Annotated in this window: 17 protein-coding genes; 13 read left to right on the plus strand and 4 right to left on the minus strand. The window is 66.7% G+C overall.

Features of this window, described 5'->3' with window-relative positions; translation table 11 throughout:
• Nucleotides 1-12: 12 nt before the first annotated feature.
• From AB4879_RS19830 to AB4879_RS19840, 3 genes are read right to left on the minus strand one after another with little or no spacing between them, the layout of a single operon-like run.
• Nucleotides 13-1,014: an acetamidase/formamidase family protein gene (locus tag AB4879_RS19830; RefSeq protein WP_370508953.1), complete on the minus strand. Its 1,002-nt coding sequence runs from the start codon at nucleotides 1,012-1,014 to the stop codon at nucleotides 13-15.
• On the minus strand, nucleotides 1,001-1,726 hold the full coding sequence (locus AB4879_RS19835) for a CbtA family protein (protein ID WP_370508954.1): 726 nt from the start codon (nucleotides 1,724-1,726) through the stop codon (nucleotides 1,001-1,003). Before AB4879_RS19835 ends, AB4879_RS19830 begins: the two co-directional genes overlap by 14 nt.
• A gap of 11 nt (nucleotides 1,727-1,737) precedes the next feature.
• Nucleotides 1,738-1,968, minus strand: a complete 231-nt coding sequence (locus AB4879_RS19840; protein ID WP_370509528.1) for a CbtB-domain containing protein — start codon at nucleotides 1,966-1,968, stop codon at nucleotides 1,738-1,740.
• Nucleotides 1,969-2,196: 228 nt separating this feature from the next.
• Here AB4879_RS19840 and nthB point away from each other — a divergent pair, with 228 nt between their 5' ends.
• The 7 genes from nthB (at nucleotide 2,197) to clpB (ending at nucleotide 8,754) form a co-directional block, all read left to right on the plus strand.
• Nucleotides 2,197-2,907, plus strand: coding sequence for a nitrile hydratase subunit beta (nthB, locus tag AB4879_RS19845; protein WP_370508955.1), 711 nt, complete (start codon nucleotides 2,197-2,199; stop codon nucleotides 2,905-2,907).
• A gap of 20 nt (nucleotides 2,908-2,927) precedes the next feature.
• Entirely contained in the window at nucleotides 2,928-3,521 is a 594-nt protein-coding gene (nthA, locus tag AB4879_RS19850; protein WP_102805365.1) for a nitrile hydratase subunit alpha, read from the plus strand.
• 4 nt (nucleotides 3,522-3,525) lie between these two features.
• On the plus strand, nucleotides 3,526-3,891 hold the full coding sequence (locus tag AB4879_RS19855; RefSeq protein WP_370508956.1) for a nitrile hydratase accessory protein: 366 nt from the start codon (nucleotides 3,526-3,528) through the stop codon (nucleotides 3,889-3,891).
• Nucleotides 3,892-3,910: 19 nt separating this feature from the next.
• Complete coding sequence (locus AB4879_RS19860; RefSeq protein ID WP_102805121.1) at nucleotides 3,911-4,426, plus strand: DUF1097 domain-containing protein; 516 nt, start codon at nucleotides 3,911-3,913, stop codon at nucleotides 4,424-4,426.
• Nucleotides 4,427-4,484: 58 nt separating this feature from the next.
• A complete protein-coding gene (locus AB4879_RS19865) occupies nucleotides 4,485-4,925 on the plus strand; it encodes a MarR family winged helix-turn-helix transcriptional regulator (RefSeq protein ID WP_370508957.1) in 441 nt (146 codons plus the stop codon).
• A gap of 80 nt (nucleotides 4,926-5,005) precedes the next feature.
• Nucleotides 5,006-6,073 (plus strand): substrate-binding domain-containing protein, encoded by a 1,068-nt coding sequence (locus AB4879_RS19870; RefSeq protein ID WP_370508958.1) that lies wholly within the window; start codon nucleotides 5,006-5,008, stop codon nucleotides 6,071-6,073.
• A 134-nt stretch (nucleotides 6,074-6,207) separates the two neighbouring features.
• The gene (gene clpB, locus AB4879_RS19875; RefSeq protein ID WP_102805122.1) at nucleotides 6,208-8,754 is read left to right on the plus strand and encodes an ATP-dependent chaperone ClpB; all 2,547 of its coding nucleotides are present in this window, start codon (nucleotides 6,208-6,210) and stop codon (nucleotides 8,752-8,754) included.
• A gap of 46 nt (nucleotides 8,755-8,800) precedes the next feature.
• Here clpB and AB4879_RS19880 read toward each other — a convergent pair whose 3' ends face one another.
• A complete protein-coding gene (locus tag AB4879_RS19880; protein ID WP_102805123.1) occupies nucleotides 8,801-9,355 on the minus strand; it encodes a TetR/AcrR family transcriptional regulator in 555 nt (184 codons plus the stop codon).
• 84 nt (nucleotides 9,356-9,439) lie between these two features.
• Between AB4879_RS19880 and AB4879_RS19885 the strand changes: the two genes are divergently transcribed.
• Genes AB4879_RS19885 through AB4879_RS19910 form a run of 6 tightly spaced genes read left to right on the plus strand, consistent with a single transcriptional unit; the run spans nucleotide 9,440 to nucleotide 14,977 of the window.
• A complete protein-coding gene (locus AB4879_RS19885) occupies nucleotides 9,440-10,657 on the plus strand; it encodes an FAD-dependent monooxygenase (protein ID WP_370508959.1) in 1,218 nt (405 codons plus the stop codon).
• Nucleotides 10,657-12,009 (plus strand): alpha/beta hydrolase domain-containing protein, encoded by a 1,353-nt coding sequence (locus AB4879_RS19890; protein ID WP_370508960.1) that lies wholly within the window; start codon nucleotides 10,657-10,659, stop codon nucleotides 12,007-12,009. The genes AB4879_RS19885 and AB4879_RS19890 overlap by 1 nt, the downstream gene beginning before the upstream one ends.
• 59 nt (nucleotides 12,010-12,068) lie before the next feature.
• Entirely contained in the window at nucleotides 12,069-12,854 is a 786-nt protein-coding gene (gene ttfA / locus AB4879_RS19895; RefSeq protein ID WP_102805125.1) for a trehalose monomycolate transport factor TtfA, read from the plus strand.
• A 17-nt stretch (nucleotides 12,855-12,871) separates the two neighbouring features.
• Nucleotides 12,872-13,648, plus strand: coding sequence for an SDR family NAD(P)-dependent oxidoreductase (locus AB4879_RS19900; RefSeq protein ID WP_370508961.1), 777 nt, complete (start codon nucleotides 12,872-12,874; stop codon nucleotides 13,646-13,648).
• Nucleotides 13,635-14,195 (plus strand): orotate phosphoribosyltransferase, encoded by a 561-nt coding sequence (gene pyrE, locus AB4879_RS19905; RefSeq protein WP_102805127.1) that lies wholly within the window; start codon nucleotides 13,635-13,637, stop codon nucleotides 14,193-14,195. Before AB4879_RS19900 ends, pyrE begins: the two co-directional genes overlap by 14 nt.
• An 8-nt stretch (nucleotides 14,196-14,203) precedes the next feature.
• Nucleotides 14,204-14,977 carry a hypothetical protein gene (locus tag AB4879_RS19910; RefSeq protein ID WP_370508962.1) on the plus strand — a complete coding sequence of 258 codons (774 nt, stop codon included), beginning with the start codon at nucleotides 14,204-14,206 and terminating at the stop codon, nucleotides 14,975-14,977.
• The last annotated feature ends 1 nt before the right edge of the window (nucleotide 14,978 follow it).

The raw sequence follows: 14,978 nt of genomic DNA on the forward strand, positions 1-14,978 counted from the left end.
CCGCCCGTGTGCTCAGGTCAACTGCTCCGACATCTGTCGCAGTTTGCGGTGCACGCCGCCGTAGGGGTCTGCCGACGGGAGGAGCGCCTTCGCGATCTTGGTGACCGCGCTGTAGTTGACGTCGACCACGTTGGCCAACGGGGACAGGCACAGTTGGCTGCACAGCTGGTAGGCGTCCATGGTGCTCAACCCGTACAGCTCTTCCAGCCAGCGCACCATCTCGACCTGACTGCACCGCCAGGCGTCCTCGAGCGGGCGTGCCGAACCCACCGTCAGCAATGCGTCGTCGTGCTCGAAGCGCGGCCACGCCGGCGCGCCGCCCTTGATGAGGTCGACGACCAGGGTCACGTTCATCGCGCCCTCCAGGGCCGTTCCGCAGGTTTCACCCTCACCTTGGCGATAGTGGCCGTCACCCACTGAGAAGAGCGCGCCCTCGGTGTTCACGCCCAGGTAGACCGTGGTGCCCGCGCGGAGCTCCGGGGTGTCCATGTTCCCGCCGAAGTAGTCCGGGACCAGAGTGGTCCGGACCTCCCGCAGGGCGGGTGCGACGCCGACCGTCCCCATCATCGGTGCCAGCGGGATGTCGAGGGTGAAGTCGCTTTCGTGTGCGGTGAAGGTTGCGGTACCCCGCGCCCGGTCGATCCGGTAGATCCAGGCCAGTTCGGGCAGCGGCGCCTGCAGAGTGGCCGTGCGATCGGTGCCGGTGAGGGCGCCGAAGAGCGGGATCGTCGTCGAGGCGGCCCAGTCCCTGGCCGGCTCGATCGACACGAAGTGAAGCGCCAGGGTGTCACCGACCTCCGCGCCGGTGACATAGAACGGGCCGGTCTGCGGGTTGAGCTCCTTGGTGTTCAGCACGCGGCTGGGCTTGTCGGTGCTGGACGTGACCCGCCCGGCGAAGGCGTCCTCGGTCCATAGCCGCATCGCGGTGCCGGGTGAGACCTCCAGGACGGGCTCGGCGCCCCCGAAGGTCCAGACGTATTGATCGCGGGTGGGGGTGAACTCAACGACGCGCATCGACCATCCTGGTGCTGAGGACGCGGGGCAGCAGCGCCGCGAACACGGTGCCTAGTACCAGCCACATGAGCGCCTGGGTGAGCAGTGAATTGATCCGGAAGTCGGCCAGCAACGCGGCCGGGAAATGATCGGAGACCTCATCGAACCGGGGGACCAGGAGCGCGATGGCGCTGATGCTGACCAGGTAGCCCCAGCCTGCGACTGCGACTGCCGACCACGTGCCCAGACGCGCACTGAGCCGCACGGCGGCTGCGACGGCGATGATCGCCAGCGCCACTGAAGCCAGCAGGATGACCAGATATGCAGTGGTGCGCGCCCCGATGGTGTCTGCATGGCCGACGCCGGGCGGATTCGCCGGGAAGCACAGGGCCGGAACGAGATTGACCGCGACGAAGCCGATCGCCGCCAAGGCGCTGACCGGCCACCGAAGGTCGGTGTGCATACCGCGCCGGGTCATCTGCATCGACAGTGCCGCGACCGCGACAGAGAACAGTGCGCCCAGCACGACGGCGAACATCACCGTGCCGACACCGGCGCCGACATTCTCTTGCAGGGCGCGGCTGAATATCTCGTGTTCCTCGCCGTGGGCGTGTGCCTCTTCGTGGCCGATGGCCGCATCGATGAGTGGGGAGACCAGAATGCGCGCGAAAACGAATGCGGCGATCCCACCTGACAGTCCGGCTGTCAGGCCGAGGCCGATGATTCTCTGCATGGCGTGACCTTTCAGTGGCAGGGGAAGCCGAGCAGGTGCCGGGCGTCGTGGACGAACTCATGGATGTGGGTGTCGGAGCCGAATACCGACACCGCGCCCTGGTCGAATCCGATGAAATAGAACGCGATCAAGGCCAGCACGGTGGTCACCGTCAGCTGCAGGGCCATGCCTGTGGTGTGGGTGTCGGGCAGCTCGAACGTCGCGCTCGACCGCGCGGCGGACCGTCGAGTAGTCGAAGACATCATGTCCCTCTCGGTAGTTACTTCCAGATTGCAAATATTTCGCTTGCTCTGAATACCCGGCAGGGTTCCGAGCGGTCAACCGGAAGAGCCTGGTCTGGCGGGGCTGAAATCCAGGTTTAACACGAGGCCCGTCGTGCGTAAATCCTGTGTTACGCATGGCGGTACGGATTGCGTAAGGTTGCCGACAGTGCGCATAGTTCCAAATGAAAGTATTACGACCGTGAACTAATGATTGGAGAGCCGGATATGCACGGTCCACACGACCTGGGTGGGCGCGACGGCATCGGCCCCGTCGCCACTGAATTCCTCGAACCGGGGATCCCGGACTGGCGCTACCCCTTCGAAGGCCGGATGCACGCGGTGACCGCCATGGCGATCGCCAAAGGTGCCTTCAACCTCGATGAACAACGCCATGGCATCGAGCTGATGAAGTGGAGTGAGTACCTTGACTCCACCTATTACGCCCACTGGTTGTTCTCGGTGGAAAAGCTGCTCAACGACAAGGGTTACGTCTCCCACGAGGAGATCGACACACGGATGCAGGAACTGGGCGCTCCATCGATGACGCCGCATCCGCAGAAGCCGGAGAACCTATCGCCGTTCGCCCAGCAGATGATCGACATCCTGTGGAAAGGGACGCCGCATGATCTGCCCGCCGACACCCCGCCACGTTACGGCGTGGGTGACAAGGTGGCGGTGCGCAATCTCAATGAGGTGACCCACAACCGGTTGCCCGGCTATCTGAATCGCACCGTGGGCGTTATTGCCAAGCAGTACGGGGCATTTCATGATCCCGCCGACAGCGCGCACAAGCAGATCGACACTCCCCATCAGCTCTACATGGTCAAGTTCAACTCCGTTAACTTGTGGGGTGACGAGGCGGTCGAGGACTTCAACCTGTACGCCGATCTGTTCGAGAACTACCTCGAACCGGCCTGAGACTAGGAGAAATGAGCGAAATGGATTGGCTGTCTTTGTCTGACGTCGAGGCGCGAGTGAACGCGCTCGAGTCGCTGATGGTCGAAAAGGGCTTGGCCGAACACGAGGCCGTCGATGCTGTCGTCGCCTCGTTCGAGAACGATATGGGCCCGGTCAACGGGGCCAAGGTGGTGGCGCGGGCGTGGACCGAACCCGAGTACCGCGAGTGGTTGCTCCGCGATGCCACCGCCGCGATCGCCGACATGGGTTTCACCGGCCTGCAGACCGAACACATGGTGGCAGTCGAGAACACCGATGAACGACACAACGTGGTGGTGTGCACGCTGTGCTCCTGCTATCCGTGGACACTGCTGGGCATTCCGCCGGCCTGGTTCAAGTACCCGCAATACCGTGCGCGCGTGGTCAAGGACCCGCGCGGGGTACTCGGCGAGTTCGGACTCGAGCTGCCGCCCGAAGTCAAGATCGACGTGTGGGACAGCAGCGCGGAGATCCGCTACCTCGTCATCCCTCAGCGCCCCAAGGGCACCGAGACCATGACGGTTGACGAGCTGATCCCGCTGATCAACCGCGATTCCATGGTGGGCACCGCGCTCGCCTCCGTGCCGGGGGAGTGAACCGATGACCGCGACCCTTGATCTGACCGGGTTCGACGACCTCGGCGGTGCAATCGCGCTGCCTCGTTCCAACGGTGAGCTGGTGTTCGACGCACCCTGGCAGGGAAGGCTTTTCGGGCTCGTCGTGCACCTGTGCAAGTCCGGGGCCTTCGAGTGGGACGAGTTCAAGGTGCACCTGATCGCGGCGATCGGCGACTCCGGGGTCGACGAGACCTGCGACCCGGAGGTCTACTACCGCCAATTCGCCGAGGCGTTCTGCCGGTTGGCAGCACAGAAGCAGTTCTTCGACACCGACCAGTTGGAAACGCGGACCGTCACCGAGGCGCAGCGCCTCGCCCACGCCGACCACGACCACGACCACGAGCACTGAGGCAGAGGAGATTTCGCGGATGTCGAAGATTTCTGCGCTGGCCCTGAGCGTGGGAGTGCTCGGGGCGCTGTCGACACTCATGACGGCAACGGTCTGGAAGCTTCCGGTCTGGGTGCTGTTTCTGGCGTGGGCGTCATTCTTTTTCGTGGGGACAGGAGTTCCGGGGCTGGTGAAGTCGGTGGTGTGCAACTGGACCGGTATCGCGATCGCCACGCTCACCCTGCTGTCGGTGCACAACACCTCCAGTGCGGTACTGCTGGCCGTCGCGGTGGGAGTGGGTAGCTTCGCCATGGTGCAGGTCTCGCGGCTGGCCTGGGTGTCGGCTACACCGGCGATCGTGTTCGGTTTCGCGATGACCGTCGGAACCATTGCGGCGACGGGGAATTCCATCACGACCGCCGGTGTGTCCAATCCCGCGCTGATCGCGGCGACGACGGCTCTGGTAGGCGCAAGCTTCGGTATCGCCTCGGAGTGGGGTGCCGCGGCGCTGGGGATGATCTCGCAGGTGACAGTCCCGCGGCGCGTGGCACAGTGAGATACGCTGTCGCGCAGACTAGTTGTCACCGCAGAAGCGATCGAGAGCTGGGAGCGTCGTGCTGACATCGACGAGCAATTTGGACAGCATTGCCGAGGTTTTCGTCCGCGCCGAGCGCCGGTGGACCGATGCGCTGTGCAACGGGTTGCTGGACGCCGACGTCAACACGATCGAGGGTTGGCGGGTGCTCGGCGCGCTGCGCACCGGTGACGGCTTCACGATGAGCGACATCTCGGCGGCGATGTCGATAGCCCCGCCGACACTGACCCGCATCGTGGACAAGCTCGTCGACTCTGGATTGGTGCTCCGGCGGGTCGACGCGGCGGATCGCAGGCGGGTATTGGTTCACCTGTCGGCGCGCGGCAAGGCCAAGGTGCGCAAGCTGACCAAGCAGGAAGCTGGGCTCAAGGCCGTGCTGGTCGACGAACTGGGGGAGGACAACGCCGCACAGTTCATCCAGACTCTTGCCCGCGTCGGCGACCTGTTTTCCACCCCGTGAACGGTCGCGCAACGCGCTAGTAACGCGGCAGGCAGACGATGGGTCGAGGGTGCGGTCGAAAGACAGCTGGATGGAGGTCGATGGTGCACCAGACACCGGCGATCAACGTCGCCCTGGTCATCCCGCGCTCGGGATCGGCCGGTATCTACGGTCCGTCGTGTGAAGCCTGTGCCGAGCTCGCCATTGCCGACGTCAACGCGACGGCCGGGGTGTTGGGCCGGCCGGTTCGTCTGGTTCCGGTGGATGGCAGCAGGCCGCCCGCCGTGGTTGCCGCCGACATCGCGCGCCTGGTCGACCGCGGTGCGATCGATGCGGTCACCGGCTGGCACATCTCCCCGGTGCGGCAGGCGATCGCCAAGGTGACCGCCGGACGGGTGCCATACGTGTACGGGCCGCTCTATGAGGGCGGCGAACGCACCGCGGGACTGTTCCTGACCGGGGAGACGCCGTCGCGCCAACTCTTGCCCGCGATGGACTGGATGACGGACCAACACGGCGTCGATCGCTGGATCGTGATCGGAAACGACTACGTCTGGCCGCGGCAGACGGGTGCGGCGGCGGCAGGGCATGCACGCGCCAAAGGCAAGCCGCTGGCCGGCGAGATCTACGTCCCGCTGGGAACCGAGGACTTCTCGGCCACCCTGCGTCACGTCGAGAGCAGTGGCGCGACCGGGGTGGTCCTGTTGCTCGTCGGACGTGACGGGGTCATGTTCAACCGGCAGTTCGCCGAGGTCGGGCTGGACGCCGCGGTGCCCAGGCTGAGCCCGCACGTCGAAGAGAACATGCTGATGGCCAGTGGCAGTGAGAGCAACCGGGGGTTGTTCGCGGCGGCCGGCTACTTCGAAGCGCTCCACACCACCGCCAGCCTGGAGTTCGCCGCGCACTACTACGCCACCTTCGGCCCGGCCGCGCCTGCGCTCAACAGCATCGGGGAGTCCTGCTACGAGGCGATCACCTTGTTGATCGCGCTGGTGTCGCGGGCTGGTTCCCTGGCGGTGCCCGCCCTGACCGCGGCGGCGGTCGGCCTGACCTACATCAGCCCGCGCGGTGAAGTCACGATGCGCGGCAACCAGATGAGCCAGGACGTGTATGTCGCCGAGGCAGTCGACCTCGATTTCGAGATCCGGGCCCGCATCTCCGCGGCCTGAATCAGCCTGGGTCAAGTTGATGTCCAAAGCCTCTTTCAGCCTGCCCGGAAAATTCGTTAAACTTGAGCGGAACAGACTCAACCTTGACGGCGTTGTAAACCTCGACAAGCTTTTCTAGACGAAACGGAGGTGTCGTGGATTCTTTCAACCCGACAACCAAGACTCAGGCGGCGCTGACCGCCGCGTTGCAGGCTGCCTCGGCCGCCGGCAACCCGGAGATCAGGCCCGCTCATCTGCTGTTGGCACTGCTCACGCAGGCCGACGGCATCGCTTCGCCCTTGCTCGAGGCTGTCGGTGTCGATCCAGCCACGATCCGCGCCGAAGCACAGCGACTCGTCGACCGGCTGCCGTCGAGCAGCGGTGCGACCTCGCAACCCCAGCTCTCGCGTGAGTCACTGGCGGCGATCACCACCGCCCAGCAGCTCGCAACGGAGATGGACGACGAATACGTCTCGACCGAGCACCTGATGGTCGGGCTCGCCACCGGCGACTCCGACACAGCCAAGCTGCTCACCGGTCACGGCGCCTCTCCCGAGGCGCTGCGCGACGCGTTCGTGAAGGTCCGTGGCAGCGCGCGCGTCACCAGCGCCGACCCCGAGGCGAGCTATCAGGCGCTGGAGAAGTACTCCACCGACCTGACCGCACGCGCCCGGGAAGGCAAGCTCGACCCGGTCATCGGCCGGGACACCGAGATTCGCCGCGTCATCCAGGTGCTGAGCCGGCGTACCAAGAACAACCCGGTGCTGATCGGTGAGCCGGGCGTCGGTAAGACCGCGATCGTCGAGGGCCTGGCCCAGCGGGTCGTGGCCGGCGATGTCCCGGAAAGCCTGCGCGACAAGACCGTCATCTCCCTGGATCTGGGGTCGATGGTGGCCGGCGCCAAGTACCGCGGTGAATTCGAGGAGCGGCTCAAGGCCGTGCTCGACGACATCAAGAACTCGGCCGGGCAGATCATCACGTTCATCGACGAGCTGCACACCATCGTCGGCGCCGGTGCCACCGGCGAAGGCGCGATGGACGCCGGCAACATGATCAAGCCGATGCTGGCCCGTGGCGAGCTGCGGTTGGTCGGTGCGACGACCCTCGACGAGTACCGCAAGTACATCGAGAAGGACGCCGCCCTGGAGCGCCGCTTCCAGCAGGTGCTGGTCGGCGAACCGTCGGTCGACGACACTGTCGGCATCCTGCGCGGGCTCAAGGACCGCTACGAGGTCCACCACGGCGTGCGTATCACCGACTCGGCGCTGGTGGCCGCGGCCACGCTGTCCGACCGCTACATCACCTCGCGGTTCCTGCCGGACAAGGCCATCGACCTGGTCGACGAGGCCGCGTCACGGTTGCGAATGGAGATCGACTCGCGACCCGTGGAGATCGACGAGGTCGAGCGGATCGTCCGGCGCCTCGAGATCGAGGAGATGGCGCTGGCCAAAGAAACAGACGCGGCGTCCGTCGATCGCTTGGACAAGCTTCGCGCCGAATTGGCCGACAAGAAGGAGCAATTGGCCGAGCTGACCACCCGGTGGCAGAACGAGAAGAACGCGATCGACGTCGTGCGCGACTACACCGAGCAGCTCGACAAGCTGCGTGGTGAGGCCGACCGGGCCGAGCGTGACGGCGATCTGGCCAAGGCCGCCGAGCTGCGCTACGGGCGCATCCCCGAGGTCGAGAAGAAGCTCGACGCGGCGTTGCCCGTGGCCGAAGCACGCGAGAACGTGATGCTCAAGGAGGAAGTCGGACCCGACGACATCGCCGACGTGGTGTCGGCGTGGACCGGTATCCCGGCAGGCCGGATGCTCGAGGGCGAGACCGCCAAGCTGCTGCGGATGGAGTCCGAGCTGGGCAAGCGCGTCGTCGGACAGGTCAAGGCCGTACAGGCCGTTTCGGATGCGGTGCGCCGCACCCGAGCCGGAGTGGCCGACCCGAACCGCCCGACGGGCTCGTTCATGTTCCTCGGGCCGACCGGTGTCGGTAAGACCGAACTCGCAAAAGCGTTGGCGGAGTTCCTCTTCGACGATGAGCGGGCCATGATCCGCATCGACATGAGCGAGTACGGCGAGAAGCACTCCGTCGCGCGACTCGTCGGTGCGCCGCCCGGGTACATCGGCTACGACCAGGGCGGTCAGCTGACCGAAGCGGTGCGCAGGCGGCCGTACTCGGTGGTGCTGTTCGACGAGGTCGAGAAGGCGCATCCGGATGTGTTCGACGTCCTGCTCGCCGTGCTCGACGAGGGCCGGCTGACCGATGGTCAGGGCCGCACGGTCGATTTCCGCAACACCATCCTGGTGCTCACCAGCAACCTCGGCGCCGGCGGCACCGAGGAGCAGGTGATGGCGGCGGTGCGCTCGGCGTTCAAGCCCGAGTTCATCAACCGGCTCGATGACGTGATCGTCTTCGACGCACTGCAGCCCGACGAGTTGGTGTCGATCGTCGACATCCAGCTGGCTCAGCTGCAGAAGCGCCTTGGCCAGCGGCGTCTCACTCTCGAGGTGTCGTTGCCCGCCAAGCAGTGGCTAGCCGAGCGCGGATTCGACCCGCTCTACGGCGCCCGGCCGCTGCGCCGGCTGATCCAGCAGGCGATCGGCGACCAACTCGCCAAGCTGCTGCTGGCCGGTGAGGTGCATGACGGCGACGTCGTGCCGGTCAACGTCAGCCCGGATGGCGAATCGCTGATCCTCGGCTGAGAGTGACGTGACGGGCCCCCGCACTTCGGTGCGGGGGCTTGTTGCGTCAGTCGTCGGGCATACCCAGCGCGGCGAGGGCGCCGGTGACCGTCGCATCCCGGAGCCGCCGCGGTGAGCTGTCCGGAAATTGAAGGCAGCAGTCCTGCAGACCACCGAAGGCGATGACGCCGCGGGCCGACTGTTCCAGTGTGGGCCGAGAACCGAACACCAACCGGCACAGGCGCTCTCGCCATGCCAGGAGCGTGTCGATCAATCCGAGATCGGCCAGCGTGGTCAGCTCGGTCACCACCAGCATCAGGTCGGCCCGGTGGCGGTAGTGGAAGTCGAAGTAACCCTCGAGCAATTCGCGAGGCGTGGCCCGGGCGGCCGGCGGGCGGCTCTCCTGCTCGGTGACGAAGCGTTCGCCCTCGTCGATCAGTGGCTGCAGGATGCTGCGGACCAAGTCTTCGCGGGACTTGAAGTGGTAGTACAGCGCGGGCTTGGTGATGCCGAGGCGGTCGGCGATGTCTTGCAGGCTGGTGCGTTGCACACCCTTCTGGCCGAACAACTCCCGGGCGACATCCTGGATCCGCTCACGGGTTCCTGACGCGGGCCTGCTCACGTGACCACCCTAACTGACCGATTGTTAAGTAAGCTCGTGGCCGATATGCTTACCGACCGTTAAGTAAGTGAAGTGGAGGCAACCATGCGCGTGCTCATCTCAGGTGCCAGCATCGCCGGACCCGTCCTGGCCTACTGGCTCACTCGTCGCGGCTTCGACGTCACCGTCGTCGAACGCGCTGCGGCACTGCGTAAGACCGGCGGTCACGCGGTCGACCTGTTCCGGCCCGCGATGGAGATCTCCGCGCGGATGGGGGTGATCGACCAGGTCCGGGCGCGTGCGACCGGCACCACCCGGATGATCCTGCAACGCACCAACGGGCGTCCGCCGGTCGACGTGGACTACCTGAAACTGGTCGGTGTCATCTCGGACCAGCACGTCGAGATCATGCGCGACGACCTGAGCCAGATCTACTACGACGCCGGTCGCGATGATGCCGAATATCTGTTCGGCGACCAGATCACCGCGATCGCCGACGACGGCACCGTCGACTTCGCCCACGCCGGGCCGCGTCGCTACGACATCGTCGTCGGTGCGGACGGATTGCATTCCGGTGTGCGGCAACTCGTCTTCGGTGCCGACGCCGGGCACAGCCAGTTCCTCGGCGGCTACCTTGCTGTGCTGTCGGTGCCGAAAAGCTTTGCGCGCGACGGTGAAATGACGAACTTCGTTGATACCAGGCGATGGGCGATGATCTACACCGCCGACCACCTCGACGATGCCCGCGCGGTGTTCCTGTTCCGGCCCGAACAACCGCTGGACTATCACCACCGGGACGAGGCACGGCAGCGAGTGCTGCTGCGCGCCGCGTTCGCCGGGCTCAATCCGATCGTCGATCGCTGGCTCGCCGAACTCGATGGCCCGGGCTCGTTCTACTTCGACTCGATCACCCAACTGGAGCTGACCAGCTGGTCGCGGGGCCGGGTCACCCTGGTCGGCGACGCGGGGTACTGCCCGGGACCCGCAGTCGGCGGCAGCACCAGCCTGGCGGTGCTCGGTGCCTATGTGCTCGCCGGTGAACTCGAGCGGGCCGGGGGTGATCACGCCGCCGCGTTCGCCGCGTACGAGGCGGTGATGGCCGACCCGGTGCGGCACAGCCGCGCGTTCGCCCGCACGGTGGCCAAGAGCCTGGTGCCGCGTACGGAATTCGGGGTGTGGGCGCTGGTCGCCGCAGGCCGCACCCTCGACGCGCTGCCGGCGGGTCTGACCAGGGCCGTCGCCAAGCTCAACACCACCGGCGTCCGGCTCTACGACGCCATGGACTACCCCGACTACCCGGTGCCCGCCTCTGCTATTGATTGATGGTGCCGACCACTGATCCCGTCATCACCGCGGTTCCCGGGCAACCGAATCTGCTGCTCGGCGCCTACGACCTGGCGACGCTGGGATACCGCGCCGACGAGTTCTTCGTCTCGGGCACCGCGGCCTCCTACGCGCTCGACCAATCAGCGGACTACGTCACCCGCATCGTCGTGCTTCGACCGGTGGACGACGCCGCCTGGAACGGGACCGCCATCGTCGAATGGCTCAACGTCAGCGGCGGAATCGATGCCCCCGCCGTCTGGTTCATGGCGCACCGGGAGATCGCCCGCAGCGGATACGCCTACGTCGTCGTCTCCGCCCAACGAGTCGGCATCGAGGGCGGCCTCAGCCTGGTCGGCGATGCGTCCCTGAAAACACTGGATCCGCAACGCTATTCAGACCTCTGCCACCCGGGCGACGCGTACGCCTACGACATCTTCACCCAGGTGGGCCGGGCCGTGCGTGCCGGCAGGGTCGGCAGTTTGGCCCCGGACGTCGTGCTGGCGGCCGGGGAATCGCAGTCGGCCACCTTCCTGACCACCTACGTCAACGAGGTCGATCCGAACGTGGCGGTGTTCGACGGCTTCCTGATCCACTCCCGGTTCGGCTCGGCGGCACCGCTGGACGGGACCTCCCTGCTCGACGAATCCGGGTCGTTCCACTCCGTACCGGTGCCGTTTCGCGCCGACCTGCGCGTGCCGGTGCTCGCCGTGATCACCGAGACCGATCTGCTCGGCGCGCGGCTGCTGGGCTATCGGCACGCCCGCGTACCGGACGCCGAGCATCTACGGGTCTGGGAGATCCCCGGCTCGGCGCACGCCGACAACTACACGATCCGGGTCGGCTTCATCGACAACGGCGCCGTCCCGCTCGAGCAGATCGTGGCGGCCTACGCGCCCACCAATGACCTGATGGGCCAGCAGCTGCCGCACTTCATCAACTTCGCCCCGCAACACCACTACGTGCTGCAGGCCGCGGTCGCGCAGTTGCACGACTGGGTGCGCACCGGAAGGCCGGCGCCGAGCGCGCCGCGGATCGACCTGATCGACACTGATCCCGCCGAAATAGTCCTCGATACGCACGGGGTGGCCACCGGCGGCGTGCGAACGCCCTGGGTCGACGTGCCCACGGCTCGGACATCGGGGGGCAGCGGCGACGACAACGTGCTGCTCGCCATCTTCGGCTCGGGACAGCCGTTCGACGCCGCGACGCTGGCCGAGTTGTATCCGGGCGGCGGCGCCGAATACCTGGAGCGGTTCACCGCTGCGCTGGACACGGCCATCGCGGCCGGTGTCCTGCTGGCGGCCGACCGCACGGAAATCCTCGAACTCGCCGAGGCGACCGGGCCGTAATAGGTCTGTGACCTGCTGGAGTTCTCGCTTCCGGGCAGTGAGCAGATACGCTAGGGCTAATGGTTCCGTTCTGGTTCACGCTGTCCGCGCTCTGCTTCGTGGGTGCGGCGGTGCTGTTGTACGTCGACATCGGTCGTCGACGTGGTCTGGGCCGCCGCCGTAAGTCCTGGGCGCGGTCGCACGGGTTCGACTTCGAACCCGAGTCCGCCGAGATCATCGACCGCTGGAAGCGCGGGGTGATGTCCACCGTCGGCGATGTCACCGCCCGCAACGTGGTGCTCGGGCAGATCCGCGGTGAAGCGGTGTACATCTTCGACCTCGAAGACGTCGCCACCGTGATCGCGCTGCACCGCAAGGTCGGCACCAACGTGGTGATGGACCTGCGCCTCAAGGGCATCGCCGAGCCGCGGGAGAGCGACGTCTGGCTGCTGGGCGCCATCGGCCCGCGGATGGTCTACTCGACCAACCTCGACGCCGCCCGCCGGGCGTGTGACCGCCGGATGGTGACGTTCGCCCACACCGCGCCGGACTGCGCCGAGATCATGTGGAACGAGCAGAACTGGACGCTGGTCTCCATGCCGATCACGTCCACCCGGGCCCAGTGGGATGAAGGCCTGCGCACCGTGCGGCAGTTCAACGACCTGCTGCGGGTGCTGCCGCCGACCGTGCAGCCGGCACTGACTCAATCGGCCGGGCGGCGCAACGCCTCCCCGGGCCGCCCGCTGGCCCCTGCCGGCCGCCGGGAACTGCCGCCTGGACACGTCGACGCTCCGCCGCCGCTGCGCCCGCAGCAGCCGCGCAGTGTCGGCCAGACTGGCACTCAGGCTCCCAACTACCAGCGCTGACCCGGTAGGGTCGCCGCGTGCCCCGTCCTGTCGCCCTGATCACCGGTCCCACCGCGGGCCTTGGTGCGGGCTACGCCCGCCGTTACGCGCGCGACGGCTACAACCTCGTACTGGTCGCCCGCTCCGTGGATCGACTCGAGGACCTCGCCGCCGAGCTGAGGGCCCCCCACGGTGTCGACGTCGAGGTGCTGCCCGCCGACCTCACTGAGGCTGCCGACCGCGCCCGAGTCGCCGACCGGCTGGCCGCCGGGGTGCAGGTGCTGGTGAACAACGCCGGCTTCGGCACGTCCGGCGAGTTCTGGACCGCCGACCCCGCCCAGCTGCAGGCCCAGCTCGACGTCAACGTCACCGCCGTCATGCACTTCACCCGCGCGGCCCTGCCGTCGATGATCGAGGCCGGCTCGGGCACCGTGATCAACATCGCCAGTGTGGCCGGGCTGTTGTCGGGTCGCGGATCGACTTATTCGGCATCGAAAGCCTGGGTGGTGTCGTTCACCGAAGGGCTCGCCAACGGTATCGCCGGTACCGGCGTCAGCATTCACGCCGTCTGCCCGGGATTCGTGCACACCGAGTTCCATGAGCGGGCCGGCATCGACATGAAGTCGATCCCGAACATCTTGTGGCTCAATGTCGATGACGTTGTCGCCGAAAGCCTGGCCGATGTGGCCAAGGGCAAGGTCATCAGCATTCCCGGCCTGCAGTACAAGGTACTGACCTCGGTGGGCCGACGCGTTCCGCGTGGGCTGGTCCGCGCGGTCAACAACGGAATAGGAAGAGGCCGTGGGCGCACCTGAACTCAACGCCACCGAACGCGCCGAACTCGCCGAGCTGGTCCGCCAGCTGTCTGTGGTGTTCGGCAGGGTGACCCTGTCGTCGGGCAAGGAGGCCGACTACTACGTCGACTTGCGCCGCGCCACCTTGCATCATCGGGCCGCCCCGCTGATTGGTCGGCTGATGCGCGAGCTGACCGCGGACTGGGACTACGCGGCCGTCGGCGGACTGACCATGGGTGCTGACCCGGTGGCCGGCGCGGTCATGCACGCGCCGGGCCGTCCGATCGACGCCTTCGTGGTGCGCAAAGCGGTGAAAAGCCATGGGATGCAACGTCTGATCGAAGGCGCGGAAGTATCCGGCAAGCGGGTCCTGGTGGTCGAGGACACCAGCACCACCGGCGGCTCCGCACTGACCGCCGTGCAGAGTGTGCGCGAGGCGGGTGGGACCGTCGTGGGGGTCGCGACGGTGGTGGACCGGGCAACCGGGGCGGCCGAGGCGATCGAGGCCGAAGGGGTGCCCTACCGGAGCCTGCTGGGTCTGGCCGACCTGGGCCTGCCCACCACCTGATACCTCCGGTGAAAAACGACGAGGAGCTCATCGAGGCTTCGGAATGGCCGTGGGACGACGTCGTCGACGTGATCTGCGCCGGCGCCGGTCCCGGCGCGCTCGCCCACGCGATCTGCTGCGACGACCACGATCTGGACGTGGAGATCGCGGACGCCGAGATCTCCTGGCAGGCATTGGATCCCGATACCGCTGCCTACCTGGCTTCGATGACCGAAGACCTCGGGCTCGACGGTACGCCGGACCGGGATCTCGAGCTGACAGCCGTTCGGGCCGAACCGGTGCCGGTCAGGACCGACCGCCGCGCCACGATTGAGCCGTTCTTCGGCTCCCGGTTGCGTGACTGGTCGGTGCGCTGCCTCGCCTCGCCGTTCGGCGTGATCTACAGCCAGGTGCCCGACATCATGACGCCGATGCGCGCCGAATCCGCCGAGACCGTCCGGGTTGCGGTGCTGGGCGACTACCGGCCCGATTCGGACCGCCCCGGCTGGGCGCTGGCCCAGTGGCTGCGTCAGCAGGCCGACGCGCGAGACATCTACGGTGCGCGCGGTATGGCGTTGCAGCGGTTGATTTTTGAGCACGGGCGCATCGCCGGCGCGGAGTTGTCCACACCGGAACAGACGCGACTGGTGCGTGCGACCGCAGGTGTGGCGCTGTCGATCGGACCGGCGCCCGCCGAGGCCGACTGGCCTGTCCAAACCGGGCTCCCCGAGGGTGCTCAGGTCGCGCTGATGAGTCGGACAGCCAGCAGATTCGGCCGCGTGGAACTGCTGGACAGCCTCTGAG

It is taken from the genome of Mycobacterium sp. SA01, assembly GCF_041287105.1.
Classification (GTDB): domain Bacteria; phylum Actinomycetota; class Actinomycetes; order Mycobacteriales; family Mycobacteriaceae; genus Mycobacterium.

Coding starts and splice junctions, on each gene's coding strand:
- AB4879_RS19830 (WP_370508953.1), bottom strand. CDS start 1,014: ATGCGCGTCGTTGAGTTCACCCCCACCCGCGATCAATACGTCTGGACC.
- ttfA (WP_102805125.1), top strand. CDS start 12,069: ATGGTTCCGTTCTGGTTCACGCTGTCCGCGCTCTGCTTCGTGGGTGCG.
- nthB (WP_370508955.1), top strand. CDS start 2,197: ATGATTGGAGAGCCGGATATGCACGGTCCACACGACCTGGGTGGGCGC.
- nthA (WP_102805365.1), top strand. CDS start 2,928: ATGGATTGGCTGTCTTTGTCTGACGTCGAGGCGCGAGTGAACGCGCTC.
- AB4879_RS19890 (WP_370508960.1), top strand. CDS start 10,657: ATGGTGCCGACCACTGATCCCGTCATCACCGCGGTTCCCGGGCAACCG.
- AB4879_RS19855 (WP_370508956.1), top strand. CDS start 3,526: ATGACCGCGACCCTTGATCTGACCGGGTTCGACGACCTCGGCGGTGCA.
- AB4879_RS19870 (WP_370508958.1), top strand. CDS start 5,006: ATGGTGCACCAGACACCGGCGATCAACGTCGCCCTGGTCATCCCGCGC.
- AB4879_RS19840 (WP_370509528.1), bottom strand. CDS start 1,968: ATGTCTTCGACTACTCGACGGTCCGCCGCGCGGTCGAGCGCGACGTTC.
- AB4879_RS19860 (WP_102805121.1), top strand. CDS start 3,911: ATGTCGAAGATTTCTGCGCTGGCCCTGAGCGTGGGAGTGCTCGGGGCG.
- AB4879_RS19835 (WP_370508954.1), bottom strand. CDS start 1,726: ATGCAGAGAATCATCGGCCTCGGCCTGACAGCCGGACTGTCAGGTGGG.
- AB4879_RS19885 (WP_370508959.1), top strand. CDS start 9,440: ATGCGCGTGCTCATCTCAGGTGCCAGCATCGCCGGACCCGTCCTGGCC.